The sequence below is a fragment of the Microbacterium sp. SL75 genome (assembly GCF_026625865.1).
Lineage (GTDB): Bacteria > Actinomycetota > Actinomycetes > Actinomycetales > Microbacteriaceae > Microbacterium.
The window spans coordinates 3,062,635-3,080,402 of sequence record NZ_CP113067.1 but is presented as its reverse complement, the minus strand read 5'-3'; the positions used below and the strand labels follow the sequence as shown (position 1 = coordinate 3,080,402).

Sequence of the window (17,768 nt, the reverse complement as noted above, 5' to 3'; positions counted from 1 at the left end):
CAGACCGTGCGGCCCGTCGCATCCGAGACGACCGGTCCTCGTGCCGGCAGTTCGGAGCGCAGGACGGACAGACAGGCGTTGTTGCGACACTCCCCCACCTGATCGTCGAGGAAGGTCTGGATTTGATCAGCGGTGAGTGCGTCGCCGTCGTAGAACTGCTCGTCGTCGATCAGGTGGCCCGGGTCGAAGGACGTGAGGTCGATGGCCGCGCGACGCGCCTCGGTGTTCCACGCGGTGGTGAGCGAGACGAGCGGGACGACCGCGAGGGCGACCAGGCCGACGAGCACCGCGGCAACGGCGCCGAAGGCCAGACGCCGTCGGCGGATCTGCCGTTGCCGGGGCGTGCGGCGGCGCCGCCTGCGTGTTCTCGCCACCCGTCGATCGTGCCTCACCGCGCTGACCGCGCGCTGCACGCGAAGGGCGTGGCGCGCGGTCAGCGCGGGGTGGCGCTCAACTGCCCGGCGTGGCGGGCGGCGTCGGCGTGGTGCCCTCGGCGGGCGGGGTGGGAGCCGTGCCGTCGGCCGGGGGTGCGGGCGGCGTGGGCTTGTCCCCCTCGGCGGGCGGAGTGGGAGCCGTGCCGTCGGCGGGCGGCGCGGGCTTGGCGGCGTCGCCCTTGGGCGCACCGGGGCCGCATTCGCCCGGTCCCTTGCCTCCGCCGGGGGCGGCAGGAGCGGTGCCGTCGGCGGGAGGCGTCGGGGTGCTGCCGTCGGCGGGGGCCGAGGGCATGGCATCCGGGGTGGGGGCCGTCCCGGGAGTGCTGGTGCCGGGGCCCGTCGAGCCGCCGTCGGCGCTGGGGGCCGAGGTCGAGGAGGCCGCCAGCGGGCCCGTCCCGTTGCTCTGCGCCGCGAGCGCAGCGGTTCCGCCGGTGAGGCCCGCGGCCACGATCACGGCGCCGGCGATGAGCGCCGGCCCGCGCCAGGAGCGGCGGCGGGGTTCGCGGGTCTCCTCCTGACGCGGCAGCGGCAGGGTGGGATTGTCGTCGTTCATGGTTCTCTTTCCGTCCGGTGTCGGTCACCGGCTCTGGAACCAGACTTCGAGCCGGGACTGAAGCGAACCTGAAGCCCGCTCACCCGCCCGGTTCGCATACGCAAGCCATAAGTCCCGTTCAGCCGGTGACCGTATCGTCGCCCGGATGTCCCTCGCTGCCCGCGTGCTCGTCCTCGACGACGACGAGACGATCCGCGTCGCCGTCACCACGGCTCTGCGCGCCGACGGTTTCGTCGCCGAGGCGGCGCCCGACGGCACGGACCTCGCCGACCGGTTGGCGTCGTTCCGCCCCGACCTCGTGATCATCGACTGGATGATGCCGGGGCCCAGCGGCATCCGGTTGCTCCCGATCGTGCGGGCCACGGGCGACACGGCGGTCATCATGCTGACCGCGCGAGACGAGGTCGATGATCGCCTGCGGGGGTTCGCGGAGGGTGCCGACGACTACGTGGTGAAGCCGTTCACGATGGCCGAGCTCGTCGCGCGCAGCGGCGCGGTGCTTCGGCGGCGCGGAAGGCTGCCGCAGACCGTGTCGGTGGGAGATCTGGTGGTCGATCCGGATGCCGCGACGGCACATCGCGGTGGAGTGTCTCTCGAGTTGACGGCCACGGAGTTCCGGCTGCTGCACCTGCTCGCCGAGAGTCGCGGACGAACCCTCTCGAAGGCGCAGATCCTCACCCAGGTCTGGGGTTACGAGGACTACGACCCCAATCTCGTCGAGGTGCACCTGAGCGCGCTCCGCCGCAAGATGGAGCAGCGTGGACCGCGGCTGATCCACACCGTGCGCGGCCTCGGCTACCGCTTGAGCGAGGAACGGTGAGACCCTCGCCCCCGCTGAAGTCGGGATCGCTGCGCCGGCGGACGATCGTGGCGGTGGTGGCCCTGGTGGCGCTGCTGCTGGTCGTGCTCGCCGTCGTCGTCGACGTGGCCTTGGGGGCCCGCCTGCGCGGCCAGATCGAGGAGCGCTTACGGGATCGCGCTGCGGCCGCCGCCTCCCTGGTGGGAACGGTCGATGACGCCGACCTGGCCGAGCGATTGTCCGACCAGGGGCTCGCCGTCCGCATCGACAGCGCGGGGGGCGACTCGGTGGTCGCCGGCCCCAGCCCCGAGCAGTTGCGCGAAGCTCCACCGGGTGGACCCGGAGGCCCCGGCGCCGGTCCCGGTGCCCGTTCCACCCCTCAGCCCACGGTCTCGAACGACGTGAGCGTCATCGCATCCGAGGTCACGGGCGACGATGAGCTCGTGACGCTGCGTTCGACGCTCAGCGACGGCTCGAGTCTGACCCTGACGGCGTCGGTGGCGGGCGTCGACGACACGCTCGCTCAGGTGCGATGGATCATGGCGCTGTCGTCGATCGGCGTCCTCGTGCTCGCGGCAGGCGCGGTCACCCTCGTCGTGCGACGGAGCCTGAGGCCCCTCGATCAGGTGTCGAGCGTCGCTCGCGCGATCGGCTCCGGGGAGCGCCAACGGCGTCTGCACCCCACCCGCTCCGATACCGAGATCGGACGCGTCGCCACCGCCCTCGACGACATGCTCGACGACGTGGTGGGCGCCGAGCGGGCCGCTCTGGACGCCGAGCAGCGCCTGCGGGCGTTCCTGTCGGACGCGGCGCACGAGTTGCGCACGCCGGTCGCCGGCATCCGGGCGGCCGCCGACACGCTCGTGCGCGCCGACCTCGACGGACCCGAGCGCGAGGTGCTCGCCGCGCACGTGGCACGCGAGGCGGCGCGGGCTTCACGCCTCGTCGACGACCTGCTGACGATGGCCCGCGTCGATCGCGGTCTCGAGCTCTCGCGCACGGATCTCGACCTGCGGGCGCTCGTCGAGGCCGAAGTGGGCCGCGCCCCGCTCGTACACCCCTCCCTCGTCCTTCGCACGCAGACTCCGGATGCCGCGGTGCCGGTGCACGCCGACCCCGACCGCCTCGCCCAGGTGTTGTCGAACCTCATCGAGAACGCGGCGCGGGCAACCGGGGGAACCGGCACCGTGACCGTGGCTGTCGCCGTGCGCGGCGCGACCGCGGTGGTGTCCGTCGCCGATGACGGCCCGGGCGTTCCGGCGGCCGACCGCGAGCGCATCTTCGAGCGTCTCGTCCGTTTGGACGCCGCGCGGGCGGCATCCGGCGGGGTCGGTCTCGGATTGCCGATCGCGCGAGGGATCGCGCGAGCGCACGGCGGCGACGTGAGATGCGTCGACGGTGGGGTCGGCGCGCGATTCGAGGTGACGCTACCGCTCGAGGGGTGAGGGCCTGAGCCCCGTCATCGACCGCCGATGGGCTGCCGGTGCGGGGCCGTGGTCGCGGGGGCGATTCCCGCGGCGGTCAGGGTGAGCCCGTCGGCGCCGCTGGCGTCGTGCATCATCTGATCGACGAGCGCGCGATCGATCGCCGGCTCTCGTCCGCCGTAGAACTGCATGACGAGCGCGTTCGAGGCGTGGATCCACAGGCTGGCCTGTCGCACGCCTTCGTTGACAGGCAGTTGCAGCATGAAGCCCTCGTTACGGCGGAGCTTGTTCATCACGACGATGCGGAGGTGAGCGAGGATGCGGTCGTCGATGTCGAACGACGCGCGATCACGGTAGATAAGACGTCCCATCACAGATCCTTTTCTGGCTCGACGAATCGAACCGTGTTTCAAAGGGACCGCGCTGGGGCGCAGCAATGGGGGCCCTTCTATTGTGCCATTCGTCGCGAGGGCGGGAGCGGATTGCCGGAGGATTTGCCGCGGCGATCAGGCCCGTGGCGTCGGCCCAGCGGGCTCTCCCACCACCGACGCCAGCACGCCGAAGGCCGAGCGCGACAGGAAGGCGACGATCTCCGCCGCCGGCATCTCGGTGCCGAGAGCGAGTTCGACGAGCACCTCTTCGGCGAAGTTCACCCACGAGCGCAGGGCCACTCGAAGCAGAGGGGAATCGCCGGAACCGAGTTCGAGGAAGCCGTCGGTCACCCAGCCCGCGGTCACGTCTCGAGCGCGATCGACCTCGCTCCTCACCTCCGGGTCGCCGGAGGCGACGCCGCGCACGAGAGAGAAGAAGGTGCCCCGGTGCTCGCGAACGAAGGCGACGATGCGGGCGAGCGTGTCGTCGAGCCGCTCCCGCGGGTCGAGGTCTTCCCGCGGGACGGACGCCTCCAGCAGCGCCGCCGCGGCCGTGATCACGACCTCTCGGTGCAGGCCCTGGCGCGAGCCGAAGTAGTGGAAGACAAGGCCGCGTGAGACGCCGACGCGCTCGGAGAGTACTTCCATCGTGAGGTCGTCGAGCGGCTTCTCGGCGAGAAACGCGACACCCGAGGCGACGAGCTGGGCGCGCCTCTGATCCGGCGTGAGGCGCGTGCGACGGTCGCTCGACATGAGGGAACTCTAACGAAGCGATGCTGTCTCCAACTATTGACACTCTGTCAATGCGGCGTAGCCTGGCTTCGCTCGGCGACGGCGCCGGGCTCGCTTTCCGCAGGAGGATCGATGAAGTTCCGTAACCTGACCCGCTCCCGCACCGGCCGGGTCGCCCTGGCGACCGTGCCCGTCGCCGCCGTCGCGAGCCTTCTTCTCACCGGTGTCGCCCAGGGCGCGGTGCCCGTGTCCTTCGCCGTGTCGGGCAGCCAGTTCCAGATCAGCGCCTCGCAGCTGGAGGGCACCGGCTTCTCGCAATACGCTGGCGTCACCAGCGACACCGCCGGAGGCCAGCACAACGTCGCGATCGCCAACATCCGGTCGGCCACTCTCGCCGACCTCTGTCAGTCGGTCGTCAGCGACACTCCCCTGGGCAAGGTGGGCGTCCTGATCACCGCGGGTGGTGGCGGCGCCCCGGCATCCGCCTCCGACCTGCAGATCGGTATGACGGGCCTCCAGGGCGACTCCTCGTTCGGCAACATCCGCATCGGCGTGGACGCCTCGACGGTCAACACCTCGGCCAAAGGCACCCCGGGGGACTTCGCTCAGGATGCCGACACCATCTCGATCGCACATCTCAAGCAGACCGCGTGGAGCACGCAGGCCTCGGTCTTCACCCTCACCGGCATGAAGCTCGAGCTGACCGACGGCTCGAAGACCTGCTTCTGATCGGAGTCGTCATGACCTCCCCCGACCTCTCCTCGTCGGCGCGCTTTCGAACCTGGCGGCGGAGCCGTCCCCTCATGGGCGGCGTCCTGGTCGCACTCGGCGGCGTCGAGATGTTCTTCTCCGGGCAGCTCGACATCGGGCAACTGCACATCCAGCTCGGGATCGAGGGTCTTCAGGCCACGGTGATTCCGGTGGTTCTGGTGCTGCTCGGCATCCTGCTCGTCCTGATGCCGGCACACCGCATCTTCTACGGTGTCATCGCCCTCGCCGTCGCGGTCTACTCCCTGGTCGGCGTCAATCTCGGTGGCTTCCTGCTCGGGATGCTGGTGAGCACGGTGGGTGGGATCGTGGCCGTGTCGTGGGCGCCGCCGACCGCCTCCGCGCCGCGAGCCTCGGCACCGACCGTCGAGGAGGCGGAGAGCGCTGCCACCGGGGTCGAGCGATGAGGCGGGCCCGGGCTACGGCTGCGCTCACCGCTGCCATCCTGGTGCTCGGCGGGTCGACCGGCGCAGCCGCGGCCTCGGCCGACGACGGTCCTCGCCCTGCCCGGTTGTGCATTCCGATCCTCTTCCCGTGCGGCGAACCCGCGCCCTCCTCGACGTCGACACCGACGCCGACACCCGGGCTCACCGTGCCGGGCCTGCCAAAGCTTCCCGGTGCCGGCACCTCGACGCCCGCTACGCCGTCGACGCCCGAGGACTCCCCGACCTCCGCGCCGTCTGCCCCCTCCGCTGATTCGACCACGCCGCCCGCACAGGCAGCCGTCGCCGACGAGCGCGCGCCGGTGTTCACTCAGCCGTCGGCACAGCTGGGCGCCCAGTCGCTGTCCTTCCGCGGCATCCCCCTCATCAGTGTGGTCACGGTGCCGCTGGCCGACGGCACTCGTATCACCGCGCTGAAGATGACGGCGGACGAGATCACGATCGAGGGCTTCGCCCTCACGGTTCGCCGAGAGACGGGTCCAGCGCTCGTCACGACCGCCGACCGCATGACGTTGTCAGGGCACGTCTCGGTGTACCTGAACTCGCTGTCGGCCACCACCGCGGACGGCAAGACCCTCACCCTCGGGGCCGATACTCCTCCACCGGCCGACGGCATCGCACCCGGGCTTGCGCGCCTCACCCTGGGGCTCGTCGGCACCACAGCCGATTCGATCGTTTACACGAACACCGACCAGAAGATCACCGAACCGGGGTGAGCTCAGGGTCGGGCGAATCCCCAGCCTGAGCGGGACGCTGCTCGATACAGTCGACGTGATCATCGATCACCGACCCACGAGAGAGAAAACCCGTGAGCCATCACCGCGCCTCCACCGACCAGGAGGGCCGATCTTCGAGCCCCCTCTTTCCGAGAGGGGGTGAGATCTGATGCTGGCCGCGGCCCTGACGCTTCTGTTGGGGATCATCGTGACTCTGGCGATCATCGCCGCCTGCGGCTTCTTCGTCGCGCAGGAGTTCGCGTACATGTCCGTCGACCGTTCACGGCTGGCGGCGAAAGCCGAGAAGGGCGACGCTCAGGCGAAGCGCGTGCTCGCCATCACGAAGCGCACCTCGTTCATGCTGTCGGGTGCCCAGCTGGGCATCACCGTCACGGGACTGCTGATCGGCTACGTCGCCGAGCCGTTGATCGGTGAGTCGCTCGGCACCCTCCTGGGAGGGGTGGGCATCGACCCGGCCGTCTCGGTCCTCATCGGCACCATCGGCGCGTTGCTGCTGGCCACCGTCGTCACGATGATCTTCGGCGAGCTGTACCCGAAGAACCTCGCCATCGCCAGCCCGGAGCCTCTGGCCCGCGCGCTCGCGGTGCCCACCCGCATCTACCTGCTGCTGTTCGGCTGGCTCATCACCGTGTTCGACGTCGCCGCCAACGCCCTGCTGAGGCTGCTGCGCATCGAGCCCCTCGAAGACGTCGACGAGAGCGCCACCGCGCGTGACCTCGAGGCGATCATCGAAGAGTCCCGCGTCAGTGGCGACCTTCCCGACGACCTATCGATGATCATCGACCGCATCCTCGACTTCCCGCAGCGCGACGTCGAGCACGCCATGATCCCGCGTTCCCAGATCGACTCGGTCACCCCCGACACCACGGTCGGCGAGGTGCGCGCGCTCATGTCCACCGGTCACACCCGCTACCCCGTGATCGGCGACGAGGACTCCCCCGTCGGCGTCATCGAACTCATCGACGTGCTGCGCGAGCAGCCCGCCGACGATGCCCCCGTGGCATCCGTCATGCGCGCCGCCGTTGTGATCCCGACCTCGATGCTGCTCCCCGTCGCCCTCGACCGCATGCGTCGCTCCCGCAACGAGCTCGCGTGCGTGGTCGACGAGTACGGCAACTTCGACGGCATCCTGACGATCGAAGACCTGACGGAGGAAGTCATCGGCGAGCTGTCCGACGAGCACGACGTCGAGGTCGCCGAGGTCTCGGCCGACGGCGACGATGCCTGGACGGTTCCCGGCGACCTGCACCTCGACGAGCTCGAGCGTCTGCTGGGCCACGACCTCGCCGAGAGCGATGTCGAGACCGTGGCCGGCCTCGTCATCGAGACCCACGGGGATCTGCCGGCGGTCGGCAGCGTCATCCGGATCGATCTGCCCGAGCGCGCGTCCGAGACCGTGCAGGGGCTCGACCTCGAGCGCTGGCTCGCCGTCGAGGTCGTCGAGGTCGACCGGCACGTGCCCTCCCAGTTGAAGATCCGCCTGCACGAGGTGGATCGAGATTCCGAGCCCGCCGTGGAAGCATCCGCGATCGACGAGGAGGTGGCCCGATGAACGGCTGGACCGTCGCGATCATCACAACCGCGCTCATCGTCGCCAGCGCCTTCTTCGTCATCGTCGAGTTCGCCCTGCTCGCCGCTCGTCGCCACCGCCTCGAAGAGCAGGCCGCCACGAGCGCCTCGGCGCGCGCGGCTCTGCGCGGTGTGAACGAGCTCACCGTGATGCTGGCGTTCGCGCAGCTCGGCATCACGGCGTGCACCTTCTTGCTCGGTGCCATCACCAAGCCCGCGATCGACTACGCGCTGGCCCCCGTGTTCGAGACGTGGGGTCTGCCGTACGTTCTCGCCGACATCATCGCCTTCATGCTCGCGTTGATCGTCGTGACCTTCCTTCACCTCGTGATCGGAGAGATGGCGCCGAAGTCGTGGGCGATCGCGCATCCCGAAACCGCGGCGAAGGCCACCGGCATCCTGGCCCGCGCCCTCACCTGGCCGTTGCGTCCGTTCCTGCTGTGGATCAATCACATTGCGAACCGTCTCGTGAAGGCGTCGGGTGTCGAGCCGGTCGACAAGGCCGCCGCGGGCGGACAGGACGCCGACACCATTCGCGAGCTCGTGGCACATTCCCGCCAGGCGGGCACCCTCGAGAAGCAGTACTCCGAGCCGATCGCTCAGGCGATCGCTCTGGGCACACTGACGGTGGGTGACATCGTGCGCACCGACCGCTCCCCCACGAGCGTGCCGACGGATGCCACGGTCGCCGACATCCAGAAAGTCGCCGCCTCGTCGACGCACCTGCGAATCCTCGTCGGGGCGGGAGCGTCCTCGCGCGTCGCGCACGTGCGGGACACGCTCGCCGTCGACCCCGGGACGCCGGCGCTCGAGATCGCCCGTGATCCTCTGGTGCTCGAGCCCGCGGCATCCGCTTACGACGCTCTGGCACGCATGCGGCGCGGTCGTGTCCAGCTGGCGACGGTCGTGGAGGGCGAGCGTCTGATCGGCGTCGTGACGCTCGACGATCTGCTGCGGGAGATCCTGCCCGGGCCGGGAGAGCTGGCGCCTGCCGCCCGCTGACCCGGTGCCACGAGAGCCCCGTCCGTTCACCGCGGGCGGGGCTCTCACCTTGCCGTGCGGTGGTCGGGTGTCAACCCGAGGAGATTCTGAAATCCGCGGCGTACCGTCGCCCGCGTTCACCCCCTATCTCTCTCGGAGGACACTCATGAGCAAGACGTGGTTCATCACCGGCGCATCGAAGGGCTTCGGCCGCGAGTGGGCCGAAGCGGCTTTGGAGCGCGGTGACAACGTCGCCGGCACTGCTCGAAACCTCGACGACGTGAAGGCGCTGGTCGACAGCTACCCCGACTCGTTCCTTCCCCTCCAGCTCGATGTGACCGACCGTTCCGCCGATATCGACGCCGTGGCCAAGGCCCACGAGAAGTTCGGCCAGCTCGACATCGTCATCAACAACGCCGGCTACGGGCACTTCGGCATGGTGGAAGAGCTGACCGAGGACGAGGTCCGGGCGCAGCTCGAGACCAACTTCTTCGGCGCGCTCTGGGTCACCCAGGCCGCGCTGCCGATCATGCGGAAGCAGGGTTCGGGCCACATCATCCAGGTGTCGAGCATCGGCGGCATCAGCGCCTTCCCCACCGTCGGTGCCTACCACGCGTCGAAGTGGGCGCTCGAGGGTCTCTCGCAGTCACTCTCTCAGGAGGTCGCGGGCTTCGGCATCCACGTAACCCTCATCGAGCCCGGCGGCTACTCGACCGACTGGTCGGGCCCCTCTGCCCAGCGCAGCGACGAGATCGACGCCTACGCCGAGGTGCGGGAGCAGGCGGCCAAGCGCCCCTCTGCTGCCGACCCCGGTAAGCCCGAGGCGACGCGCGCGGCGATCCTGAAGGTGGTGGATGCCGAGAACCCGCCGCTGCGTATCTTCTTCGGCAAGGCGCCCCTGGGCATCGCCGAGCGCGACTACGAGTCGCGTCTGCAGACGTGGCGCGAGTGGCAGCCGGTGTCGGAGGAGGCGCACGGCTCGTAAGCCGGACGCTCGCTCCTCCGGGGTGCGGCTTGTGCGGTGGGGTGTCTGTCGAGCGCCCCGGTGCGCGGGCCGTGCCCCGTTGCCGCCGGACCGCCGAGCGTGGCGCGCGAGGCTCGGTGCGCAACTCGGGGAGGACGACGTCGGGCCAGACCTCGAGGCGCTGGAAGAACGGCCTCGCGACCCGTACGCCATTCGCCCTCTGGCGGCTGGCGGCACCTGGCTGAGTGCGATACCGGCGTTGCGATCCGGATGGTGTCGCCGGGAACGCGGGAGGATTCTCGGTATAGGCCGACCGCGTAAGAAACCTCGCGGCCCTCCGACCGCTGTCTCCGGGCCCATGACGCCTGCTCTCTCTGCCGCGGCTGTGACGGTAATGGGCGCCTCCGACATCGGCGTTCATCCGCTCGTGGTCGCGGCGCGTCCCGCTAGGGTCGGGGCATGACGATGCCCGCCATGCCCCCGCAGCAGCCGCCTTTTCTTCTGCCGCCGCGCCCGCTCCCGGCGGTGACGAACGGAACCGCCATCGCCTCCGTGGTGCTCGGACCCATCGCAGTCCTGAACGCCGCCTTCGTGCCGTTGCCCTACGTCGGCATCGTCGCGATCTTCACGGCTTTCCCTCTTGCAGTGGCGACGGTCGTCCTCGCCCACCTCGGACTCGGTACGGCCCGGCGCTATGGGGTGGGGCGCGCCATGGCGGTCGTGGGGCTCATCTGCGGCTATGTCGCGCTCGGGGTGATCCTGGCCACGGTGATCCTGTTCTTCTCGCAGTTCTTGCTGATCAGGCCCTACATGGTGGGCTGAGTCTGCCACTTGAACAGAGAAAAGACCCCCGACCAGGCCATGCCTGTCGGGGGTCTCGCGTAGGGCGGGTGGGACTTGAACCCACGATCGTCGGGTTATGAGCCCGCTGCCTTGACCAGCTTGGCCACCGCCCCCAGCGGCTTAGAGCCTACCGGCATCCGGTTATTCACAGTTGGTGAGCTCCCCTGCGAAGCGGCGAAGGGTTTCGCTATGGTGTTGGCAAAGCTGACACGAGCGGGGGCCCCGTGGCGGGAAGAACACACATCATCATGGACACCGAAGTCCTGGCAGAACAGGCGTCGACGCTGGGACGCGTGAGCGATTCGCTGGATGCCGCGGCGTCCGCCGCCGGAGCACCGCTCCCCGGCTCCGCATTCGGCGTTCTGGCGTCGGGAATCGTCGTCGGGGCCGCGAACGGTCTGGCGAGCAACACCGCGCAGTTGCTGTCGAGTGCGCGAGAGCTCGTTGCGACGATGCAGAAGGGTGTGCAGGTCGCCCGCGAGTCGTTCGACGAGGTCGAGGAACAGGCCGTCGCGGTGATGCAGGAGTTCGAGTCGTGAGCGGCGCTGCCGCCGTCGCTGCGCAGCTGCGCAGCGAGTCATGGGCTGCGGGCGCGTCGCGTTCTTCGGGTGGAGGGTGCGATGGCATCCCCGGCTTCGCCGGCTGGCTGATCACCTACGTGCAGCCGCTCCCCCAGTGGATGGACGAGCTGCAGGGCGATCCGGGGGCCATCGCGATGCGTTCGTCGGAGTGGCGCACGGTGGAGTCGTCGGTGTCGGACCTGACGCTCGACCTTGCGTCCGCCGCGCGGGCTCTCGACGACCTCGATGGCCGGACCGTGCGGGCCCTGCGCCAGCGGTACGAAGACGTCTCGCGGGTGTTGACGGACGTGCAGGACTGGGCGGGTGCCGCGTCGTCTGCGCTGGCCCTCGCGTCGACTCTCGTCACCGCCTGCCGGGATGCGATCTGCGGCCTGCTGAACGCCCTGGCGCGTCTGTCCGACTCTCTGACGAGTTTCACGCTCAACCCGTTCGACAAGCTCGACGCCATTCGCGAGTTCGCGGACGCGGCGTGGGACGTCATCGTCTTGGCGCGGGACCTTGTGCAGCAGCTTGTGACCGCATTGGGTCAGCTCGCTCGACTGCTGGCGGAGCTCGGGCCGATCGTCCAAGACTGGTTCACATTTTTTCGGGACTTTCTCGGCCGGATGCTCCCGGGAATCGCGATGGCGACAGGCGGCGCGCTGGGCTACCTCTTAGGCACGGGGTTGGGAGACATGCTGCGATCGGACCCCCGGGTAAGCGAGCTGTTCCCTGAAGATGCGGTGGAGAGTCAGTTCTACGACGATCTTATGAACCGCAGCGAGATCAGTTCTCCCGCTGATCTGCTGCAGGGGAACGAACTGATCGACGGTCTAGGCAAAGATCAGCAAACGGCGATCAGTGTGACGACCGTTCGTCGCCCCGATGGGTCGACGTACACCCTCGTCAATCTGCCCTCGACGCAGGACTGGGGCATTCTGAAGGGACTCATGGGCGGCGAGTGGGCGGACACGTACCGCGATGCCGGACCGATGAACGATCTCGACAGCAACATCGCCCTCATGATCATGGACAACCCCGTGTTGCGAACCCAATACGAACGCGCGGTGATGCAGGCCATGCAGGACGCGGGGGTTCCACCCGGATCGGATGTGGTCTGGTCGGGATTCAGCCAGGGCGGGATCATGGCAGGCAACCTCGCTGCCGATGGCTCGGTGCCGTACAACACCATCGGTGTCGTCACAAACGGCTCCCCGATCGACGGGTTCAATATCCCGGATAACATCCCGGTCATGCAGGTCGAGCACGTCTCAGACCCGGTGGCGAAGCTCGACCTCCAGACGCCACTGGTCCCGCAACCTCACGTCATCAACGGACCGATGGGACCGTCTGTCACAGTCACGCCGCATCTTCCTGACAATGTGGATTGGGTTGTCCTGGGTGATCCCGACGGCTCCATGAGCCCCGGTCAGACGCACAACGCACGTAACTACACTGACGACCTGCAGGATTACATCGACAACGGCGGTGGCTTCCGGAATGACTGGAGCTTCCTCAACGGCTCGGTCGAGGAGGTCTACGTTGCGCGGACAGGAGAGTGATGATGATTGATGACATCGACGCACGCGTAGAGGCGGCGCGAGCGCGTCTGGATGCTCAAGTGGCGGCCGCCCGGGCCGCCCATGCGAATCTGGACGTCGGTCTCGAGGAGCTGCGTAACGTCTCGGTGACGGTCCGCAGCCCGCGCAACGAATGCGAGGTCACTGCCACGGCTGAGGGCTCAATCACGCAGGTTCGGGTGTCCCCGGGCGCGGAGCTCGGCGCCGGACTCGACACCGCCCTCACTCGCACCATCGAGGCCGCGCAGTCCGCCGCTCGAGAGGCCGCTGCGGACCGGGCAGCTGTTCTCCTCGGCGAGGGCTCCTCTCTTGTCGCCGACCTCCGGGCCCGGCGCGCCCCGGCGCGGTGATGGCGGTGTCATCTCGTCTCGATGTCCGTCTGGGTCCTCTCTTGGATCAGGCTGCGCGACTGGAGGCCCAGGCGACAGAACTGGAGCAGACCTCCGCCGACCTGAAGAAGGCGATCGAGTCACTGCGCGCGACGACAAGTGGCGAAGCATCGGAGGCTGCGATTGCTTCCAGCGCCCGAGTCCTCGCCGAAACGGATACCCGCAGAGAGCGGCTGGCTCGCAATGCCGCCGTGATCCGGAAGCTTGCCGACGTCTACGACACCTGCGACCTCGCAGGCGCGAGGGCTCTCGGCTCATGAGTACGCGATTCACCGGACGTGTCATCTCGACAATGGCGGTCGCAGCGGCAGCGATGACGCTCGCGGGCTGTTTCTCGATGGGCGGGCCCACTCAAGACGAGCGAGCAGCTCAGTTGGCGGCAGAACTAGAGAGCGGAGGGCTCGGGGTATCTCAAGCGGAGGTGTCGTATCAGGATTCGTTTTCAGGGGATCTGACCGTCACCGTGACGCTCGAAGATAGCGTGATCGAGCCGGGGCTCAGCGTGTCCGCTCAGACGCTTGGCCCCATCCTCGGGGTGATGGCGCGCGGTGCTGAGAATATGCGCGTCGGAGCTGCAGGTTTCTATGCGCAAGATGCCGACGGCGTCGATGTCTCGATGGTGACGGCCGCTACCGACTTGGGAATCGGCGACGCCGTCCGTGGACGCTCGCTCTCTCTGTCGGGCGCGAAGCTCGAGCAGTTGTCGAAGTAGTGAGCCCATCGCGCGGCGGTCGCGCCCTGAGGGAGGGCGCTGTCGGCCTCGTTACCGCGGCAGGTGCCCCGGCATTGTGCCTAACGTCGTGTACCGGCGGGCTGAGCGCGGAGGAGAAGGCGAATCGCCCGTCTGCAGCGCTTGAGTCAGCTGGAGAAGGCATCGAGGGTGTAGAGGTGGTCAGCACGCCTTGCTCGGCGGGGAGCCTTACCGTCAGTGTGCGTGTGTCTCCTGAAGGTCTCGACTCCGCTGGTGCCGAAGTGAGAATCGGCCCCCAGACGCGCGTTCTCGAGGTGACGGCCGATAATGCAGGGGACATGAAGATCACGAGTCTCCGCCTCTACGCCGACGATCAAGCGGGTCCAGGTGTCTCGTTTGACAACGAGGCCGCCGATCGAGGGCTTCACAAGTCTCTCGACGGGGATTTCTTGACGTTGGTTGCGGAGGGAGGGACTTCCTACGCCAGAGGGTGAATCGCGCGAGCACATCGGCACTCAGGCGGTGCGGCCTCCTCCACGGCGGGTCTCACCGACGACGGGGCCGCCGTGAGGCCTAGACAAAGACGCCCTCACTGCACCCGAGGCTTCGCCAGCTTCCCGTCCGCCGTCACCTGAGGGTGGTGCTTGGTCAACTGGATCACGCCCCAGGTCGCGATCGCGCCGGCGATGACGAAGCCGATGAGCGCCCATGCGGGGGCCGTCGACGCCTCGCCGAGCACCAGCAGACCGATCAACACGGCCACGATCGGGTCGATCACGGTGAGGCCCGCGATGACGAGGTCGGGCGGGCCGACCGAGTACGCCGTCTGCACGAAGTAGGCGCCCACGGCGACGGCGGCGAGCAGCGCTACCAGGCACAGCATCGTCAGCCACTCGAAGTTGCCGGCCTGCGCGCGGCTGATGACGACCTTGGCGAGCGTCGCGACGAAACCGTAGATCACGCCCGCGGCCATGATGTAGAACAACGCCTGAGCGCGCCGGCGTACGAGCACCCAGAACACGCCGAAGACGATGACGACGACGGCCAGGATACCGAGGATGATCCACAGCTCGCGCTCGGTGACCACGTGCTCGGTGGCGAAGAACGCCGCGATCGTCACGAAGATGAAGATGCCGCCCACGCACAGTGCGATCGCGATGAGCGACTGCCGCGTCGGCTTCTGTCCCGAGACGCGGGCGTTCAGCACCGTCGTGATGACGAGGGCGATGGCGCCGAGCGGCTGCACGAGGATCAGCGGGGCCACCGACAGCGCCGAGAGCTGGCACACGATCGCCAGGCCCAGCATGACCGTGCCCGCAACCCACGAGGGACGCGTCAACAGGGACGTGAGCTGCTTGCGCGAGAGGCCACCGGTGGTCTTGCCCGAGAGGCGCTCGACCTTCTGCACTCCGCGGTGCTGATACTGCGCTCCGAACGACATGAACACCGCACCGAGCAGGGCCAGCGGGATGCCGAGGAGGATACGGGGATCGCGGAACACACCGACGAGCTGGTCGATTCCGTCGCTGAGGGTGGCATCGAGCGGGATCACCCTCCGACGATAGCCCGCCGCCCCCTGGATAGGCTGGTGACGTGGCCGTACTCCCGATTCGCATCATGGGTGATCCCGTGCTGCACGCTCCCGCTGCCCGCGTCGACGAGATCACCGATGAGGTGCGCACCCTCGTTGCCGACATGTTCGAGACGATGGACGCCGCTCCCGGTGTGGGCCTTGCGGCTCCGCAGGTCGGGGTGGGACTGCGCATCTTCACGTACACGTACGAAGACGACGAGGGGCAGCCCTGGCGCGGCGTCGTGATCAACCCCGAGCTGTGGATTCGCCCGATGGAACCCGGCTACCCCGACCCCGACGAAGAGAGCGAGGGGTGCCTCTCGTTCCCCGGCGAGCGCTTTCCGTTGCGCCGGTCCGATGCGGCACTGCTCACCGGCACCGATCTCGACGGCCACGCGGTCCGTATCGAGGTCACGGGTTGGCGCGCGCGCATCCTGCAGCACGAGTTCGATCACCTCGACGGCATCCTGTATGTGGATCGTCTCGACGAGGAAGACGGTCGGGTGGCGGCGAAGATCGCGAAGAAGCGCAAGTGGGGCAAGCCTGGTATCTCGTGGATGCCGGGTGTCGACGACATCGACGCGTGAACGGCCAGCCGCGGGGCGGCGCCGTCAGCTCTCGATGATGTTCGGCGCGAAGCGACAGAAGTAGTCCGTGATCGGTCCGTCGGATTCGCGGATGCCGACGCCGAACGCTTCCTGGTCGATCACCCATGAGCCGAGCACGGGGTGGTTGCTGCCGTTCTTCCCGGGGAAATCGGGGAGCTCGTGGTACTCCTGCCACACGCGCTCCCGGCCTATGCCCTCGCGCCGGTACTCATGGCCGTTCGAAGTGATGCTGCCGTCACTGCGGTGCACCTGGATGCCGTCGCCTTCTCGACCGAAGACGGGTTTGACGACGAAGTCGGTCATGCCGTTCGGGCCGTCGGCGTAGGCCGGCAGTAGGTTGGGGTGGCCGGGGAACAATCGCCAGAGGGCGACGAGCAGGAGCTTGTTCGAGAGGAACATCTTCCACGCCGGTTCGTACCAGCGGCCGAAGAGTCCGCGACCCGCAATGAGCAGCGCGCCGAACTCCTGGTCGCCGACGACGCGATCCTCTCCCGAGACGAGGTCCTCCCAGGGGTAGAGCTTGAAGAGGTTGCGGATGACGGGGTACTGCGTGCCCGGGGTGTCACCGGGAAGCGCCGCGATGCTGCGCGAGGAGCCCCACGGCTCGGGAACGCCGACGAACTGCCGCGCGCCGTGGTGCCAGCCGATCTCCTTCATCTCGATGCCGGTGTGCTCCCATCCGGCTTCTCCGGCGACGTCGCGCATGTAGGCGACGGTGTCCCAGTCCTCGCCGTAGGTGTCGGCATCCGAGTGGGCGACGAAGAGGCGTCCGCCCTCCCCCTCGTTCAACGAGCGGTGCAACAGGGTCCGCCAGCGCTCCACCAGGGCCTCGTGCAGGCCGTTCCACTGGTCGGTGTCGGCAGGGAGGACTCCGCTGTTGATCCGATCCTGCAACCAGAACCACTGGGTGACCGACGCCTCGATCAGACCGGTGGGGGTGTCGCCGTTGTACTCGAGCATCTTCACGGGTGAGCCGTCGCTGGCGTAGGCGAGGTCGAAGCGGGCGTAGACGTCGGGTTCGTTCTGCTCGAGCGACCACTGGGCGAGCTCGAACGCTTTCGGGCTGAGCCCCAGGTGACCGAGTGCACCGGATGCCATGTACTTGGCCGCCTCGAGACTCATGCGATGCAGCTCTTCGGTTTGCTTCTCGAGTTCTTCGACCTCCGGGAGCGTGAAGACGTACGCAGCGCCGTCGTTCCAGTACTCCACCGCCGTTCCGTCGTCGCGGACGGAGTGCGAGTAGATGAGGCCGGACTGCTTGATAGTGCGCTGCCAGTCGGGCCGCGGGTCGAGCTCAATGCGCCGCATCAGCTGCCGTGGCTTCCGTCGGAGCCCGATCCGCCGAAACCACCGCGCGAGACGCTGTCGCCATCGCTCGAGATGCCGCGGGCAGCGGTCTTCCCCGACGGGATGCTGTCGGAGCCGCCGGTCGCCGGCTGCCCCACGGCGGGTACCGTTCGGCTGCTCGAGCCGAGCGGCAGGTAGTACCAGTGGGCGCTTCCGCCGTGGTTGTTGCAATCGTCGTCGGGCAAGCGCTTCTCGGTGGAGTTGTCTCGGCAGATCTGGGCGTAGTCGTCCGAGACGTTCGTCCCCTGTCCGCACCCGGTGAGGGTGGCGGCGAGGGCGGCGACAACGCCGACGGTGACGGTGCGCGACGCGCGACGACGCACGACTGGCTGCATGGGGGGCTCCTTCGGAAATGCCGATCCGGCGACACTGCGCCGATGTTCTCACACCCTCGTTCGGGTG

At 68.5% G+C, this 17,768-nt stretch carries 21 protein-coding genes and 1 tRNA gene; 15 read left to right on the top strand and 7 right to left on the bottom strand.

Annotated elements, in window-relative coordinates; all coding sequences use genetic code 11:
* Positions 1-450 precede the first annotated feature (450 nt).
* Positions 451-987, bottom strand: a complete 537-nt coding sequence (locus tag OVA17_RS14650) for a hypothetical protein (protein WP_267787231.1) — start codon at positions 985-987, stop codon at positions 451-453.
* 145 nt (positions 988-1,132) lie between these two features.
* On the opposite strand from OVA17_RS14650, the gene OVA17_RS14645 reads away from it, so the two are divergent.
* On the top strand, positions 1,133-1,807 hold the full coding sequence (locus OVA17_RS14645) for a response regulator transcription factor (protein WP_267787230.1): 675 nt from the start codon (positions 1,133-1,135) through the stop codon (positions 1,805-1,807).
* Positions 1,804-3,231 carry a sensor histidine kinase gene (locus OVA17_RS14640; RefSeq protein ID WP_267787229.1) on the top strand — a complete coding sequence of 476 codons (1,428 nt, stop codon included), beginning with the start codon at positions 1,804-1,806 and terminating at the stop codon, positions 3,229-3,231. The genes OVA17_RS14645 and OVA17_RS14640 overlap by 4 nt, the downstream gene beginning before the upstream one ends.
* Before the next feature lie 14 nt (positions 3,232-3,245).
* Here OVA17_RS14640 and OVA17_RS14635 read toward each other — a convergent pair whose 3' ends face one another.
* Together OVA17_RS14635 and OVA17_RS14630 are read right to left on the bottom strand one after the other, a co-directional pair.
* Entirely contained in the window at positions 3,246-3,581 is a 336-nt protein-coding gene (locus tag OVA17_RS14635) for an ATP-dependent DNA ligase (protein ID WP_210074975.1), read from the bottom strand.
* A 135-nt stretch (positions 3,582-3,716) separates the two neighbouring features.
* The gene (locus OVA17_RS14630; RefSeq protein WP_267787228.1) at positions 3,717-4,334 is read right to left on the bottom strand and encodes a TetR/AcrR family transcriptional regulator; all 618 of its coding nucleotides are present in this window, start codon (positions 4,332-4,334) and stop codon (positions 3,717-3,719) included.
* 111 nt (positions 4,335-4,445) lie between these two features.
* Here OVA17_RS14630 and OVA17_RS14625 point away from each other — a divergent pair, with 111 nt between their 5' ends.
* From OVA17_RS14625 to OVA17_RS14595, 7 genes are all read left to right on the top strand, one after another.
* Positions 4,446-5,042 carry a DUF6230 family protein gene (locus tag OVA17_RS14625; protein ID WP_210074971.1) on the top strand — a complete coding sequence of 199 codons (597 nt, stop codon included), beginning with the start codon at positions 4,446-4,448 and terminating at the stop codon, positions 5,040-5,042.
* Between the two features lie 11 nt (positions 5,043-5,053).
* Positions 5,054-5,488: a DUF6114 domain-containing protein gene (locus tag OVA17_RS14620; protein WP_267787227.1), complete on the top strand. Its 435-nt coding sequence runs from the start codon at positions 5,054-5,056 to the stop codon at positions 5,486-5,488.
* Positions 5,485-6,240, top strand: coding sequence for a hypothetical protein (locus tag OVA17_RS14615; RefSeq protein ID WP_267787226.1), 756 nt, complete (start codon positions 5,485-5,487; stop codon positions 6,238-6,240). The genes OVA17_RS14620 and OVA17_RS14615 overlap by 4 nt, the downstream gene beginning before the upstream one ends.
* Positions 6,241-6,409: 169 nt before the next feature.
* On the top strand, positions 6,410-7,813 hold the full coding sequence (locus tag OVA17_RS14610) for a hemolysin family protein (protein WP_267787225.1): 1,404 nt from the start codon (positions 6,410-6,412) through the stop codon (positions 7,811-7,813).
* Entirely contained in the window at positions 7,810-8,832 is a 1,023-nt protein-coding gene (locus OVA17_RS14605; RefSeq protein WP_267787224.1) for a CNNM domain-containing protein, read from the top strand. Before OVA17_RS14610 ends, OVA17_RS14605 begins: the two co-directional genes overlap by 4 nt.
* Positions 8,833-8,977: 145 nt before the next feature.
* Positions 8,978-9,796, top strand: coding sequence for an SDR family oxidoreductase (locus OVA17_RS14600; RefSeq protein WP_210074962.1), 819 nt, complete (start codon positions 8,978-8,980; stop codon positions 9,794-9,796).
* Positions 9,797-10,234: 438 nt separating this feature from the next.
* Positions 10,235-10,597: a hypothetical protein gene (locus OVA17_RS14595; RefSeq protein WP_267787223.1), complete on the top strand. Its 363-nt coding sequence runs from the start codon at positions 10,235-10,237 to the stop codon at positions 10,595-10,597.
* 60 nt (positions 10,598-10,657) lie between these two features.
* On the opposite strand, the gene OVA17_RS14590 is transcribed toward OVA17_RS14595, so the two are convergent.
* A tRNA-Ile gene (locus OVA17_RS14590) sits at positions 10,658-10,731 on the bottom strand.
* A 135-nt stretch (positions 10,732-10,866) separates the two neighbouring features.
* Here OVA17_RS14590 and OVA17_RS14585 point away from each other — a divergent pair.
* From OVA17_RS14585 to OVA17_RS14565, 5 genes are read left to right on the top strand one after another with little or no spacing between them, the layout of a single operon-like run.
* Positions 10,867-11,157: a hypothetical protein gene (locus tag OVA17_RS14585; RefSeq protein ID WP_267787222.1), complete on the top strand. Its 291-nt coding sequence runs from the start codon at positions 10,867-10,869 to the stop codon at positions 11,155-11,157.
* Positions 11,154-12,740 carry a hypothetical protein gene (locus OVA17_RS14580; protein WP_267787221.1) on the top strand — a complete coding sequence of 529 codons (1,587 nt, stop codon included), beginning with the start codon at positions 11,154-11,156 and terminating at the stop codon, positions 12,738-12,740. Before OVA17_RS14585 ends, OVA17_RS14580 begins: the two co-directional genes overlap by 4 nt.
* Before the next feature lie 2 nt (positions 12,741-12,742).
* The gene (locus tag OVA17_RS14575; protein ID WP_267787220.1) at positions 12,743-13,108 is read left to right on the top strand and encodes a YbaB/EbfC family nucleoid-associated protein; all 366 of its coding nucleotides are present in this window, start codon (positions 12,743-12,745) and stop codon (positions 13,106-13,108) included.
* Between the two features lie 41 nt (positions 13,109-13,149).
* Complete coding sequence (locus OVA17_RS14570) at positions 13,150-13,407, top strand: hypothetical protein (protein WP_267787219.1); 258 nt, start codon at positions 13,150-13,152, stop codon at positions 13,405-13,407.
* A complete protein-coding gene (locus tag OVA17_RS14565) occupies positions 13,404-13,859 on the top strand; it encodes a hypothetical protein (protein WP_267787218.1) in 456 nt (151 codons plus the stop codon). Before OVA17_RS14570 ends, OVA17_RS14565 begins: the two co-directional genes overlap by 4 nt.
* Before the next feature lie 568 nt (positions 13,860-14,427).
* Here OVA17_RS14565 and OVA17_RS14560 read toward each other — a convergent pair.
* Positions 14,428-15,390: a DMT family transporter gene (locus OVA17_RS14560; RefSeq protein ID WP_267787217.1), complete on the bottom strand. Its 963-nt coding sequence runs from the start codon at positions 15,388-15,390 to the stop codon at positions 14,428-14,430.
* A 41-nt stretch (positions 15,391-15,431) separates the two neighbouring features.
* Here OVA17_RS14560 and def point away from each other — a divergent pair, with 41 nt between their 5' ends.
* Positions 15,432-15,998 (top strand): peptide deformylase, encoded by a 567-nt coding sequence (gene def / locus OVA17_RS14555; RefSeq protein ID WP_210074941.1) that lies wholly within the window; start codon positions 15,432-15,434, stop codon positions 15,996-15,998.
* Between the two features lie 24 nt (positions 15,999-16,022).
* On the opposite strand, the gene OVA17_RS14550 is transcribed toward def, so the two are convergent.
* Both OVA17_RS14550 and OVA17_RS14545 read right to left on the bottom strand, forming a co-directional pair.
* Complete coding sequence (locus OVA17_RS14550) at positions 16,023-17,327, bottom strand: glutathionylspermidine synthase family protein (RefSeq protein ID WP_267787216.1); 1,305 nt, start codon at positions 17,325-17,327, stop codon at positions 16,023-16,025.
* A complete protein-coding gene (locus OVA17_RS14545) occupies positions 17,327-17,701 on the bottom strand; it encodes a tRNA-dihydrouridine synthase (protein WP_210074937.1) in 375 nt (124 codons plus the stop codon). The genes OVA17_RS14550 and OVA17_RS14545 overlap by 1 nt, the downstream gene beginning before the upstream one ends.
* Positions 17,702-17,768: the final 67 nt, after the last annotated feature.

Coding starts and splice junctions, on each gene's coding strand:
- OVA17_RS14650 (WP_267787231.1), bottom strand. CDS start 987: ATGAACGACGACAATCCCACCCTGCCGCTGCCGCGTCAGGAGGAGACC.
- OVA17_RS14645 (WP_267787230.1), top strand. CDS start 1,133: ATGTCCCTCGCTGCCCGCGTGCTCGTCCTCGACGACGACGAGACGATC.
- OVA17_RS14635 (WP_210074975.1), bottom strand. CDS start 3,581: ATGGGACGTCTTATCTACCGTGATCGCGCGTCGTTCGACATCGACGAC.
- OVA17_RS14630 (WP_267787228.1), bottom strand. CDS start 4,334: ATGTCGAGCGACCGTCGCACGCGCCTCACGCCGGATCAGAGGCGCGCC.
- OVA17_RS14625 (WP_210074971.1), top strand. CDS start 4,446: ATGAAGTTCCGTAACCTGACCCGCTCCCGCACCGGCCGGGTCGCCCTG.
- OVA17_RS14620 (WP_267787227.1), top strand. CDS start 5,054: ATGACCTCCCCCGACCTCTCCTCGTCGGCGCGCTTTCGAACCTGGCGG.
- OVA17_RS14615 (WP_267787226.1), top strand. CDS start 5,485: ATGAGGCGGGCCCGGGCTACGGCTGCGCTCACCGCTGCCATCCTGGTG.
- OVA17_RS14610 (WP_267787225.1), top strand. CDS start 6,410: ATGCTGGCCGCGGCCCTGACGCTTCTGTTGGGGATCATCGTGACTCTG.
- OVA17_RS14605 (WP_267787224.1), top strand. CDS start 7,810: ATGAACGGCTGGACCGTCGCGATCATCACAACCGCGCTCATCGTCGCC.
- OVA17_RS14600 (WP_210074962.1), top strand. CDS start 8,978: ATGAGCAAGACGTGGTTCATCACCGGCGCATCGAAGGGCTTCGGCCGC.
- OVA17_RS14595 (WP_267787223.1), top strand. CDS start 10,235: ATGACGATGCCCGCCATGCCCCCGCAGCAGCCGCCTTTTCTTCTGCCG.
- OVA17_RS14585 (WP_267787222.1), top strand. CDS start 10,867: ATGGACACCGAAGTCCTGGCAGAACAGGCGTCGACGCTGGGACGCGTG.
- OVA17_RS14575 (WP_267787220.1), top strand. CDS start 12,743: ATGATTGATGACATCGACGCACGCGTAGAGGCGGCGCGAGCGCGTCTG.
- OVA17_RS14565 (WP_267787218.1), top strand. CDS start 13,404: ATGAGTACGCGATTCACCGGACGTGTCATCTCGACAATGGCGGTCGCA.
- OVA17_RS14550 (WP_267787216.1), bottom strand. CDS start 17,327: ATGCGGCGCATTGAGCTCGACCCGCGGCCCGACTGGCAGCGCACTATC.
- OVA17_RS14545 (WP_210074937.1), bottom strand. CDS start 17,701: ATGCAGCCAGTCGTGCGTCGTCGCGCGTCGCGCACCGTCACCGTCGGC.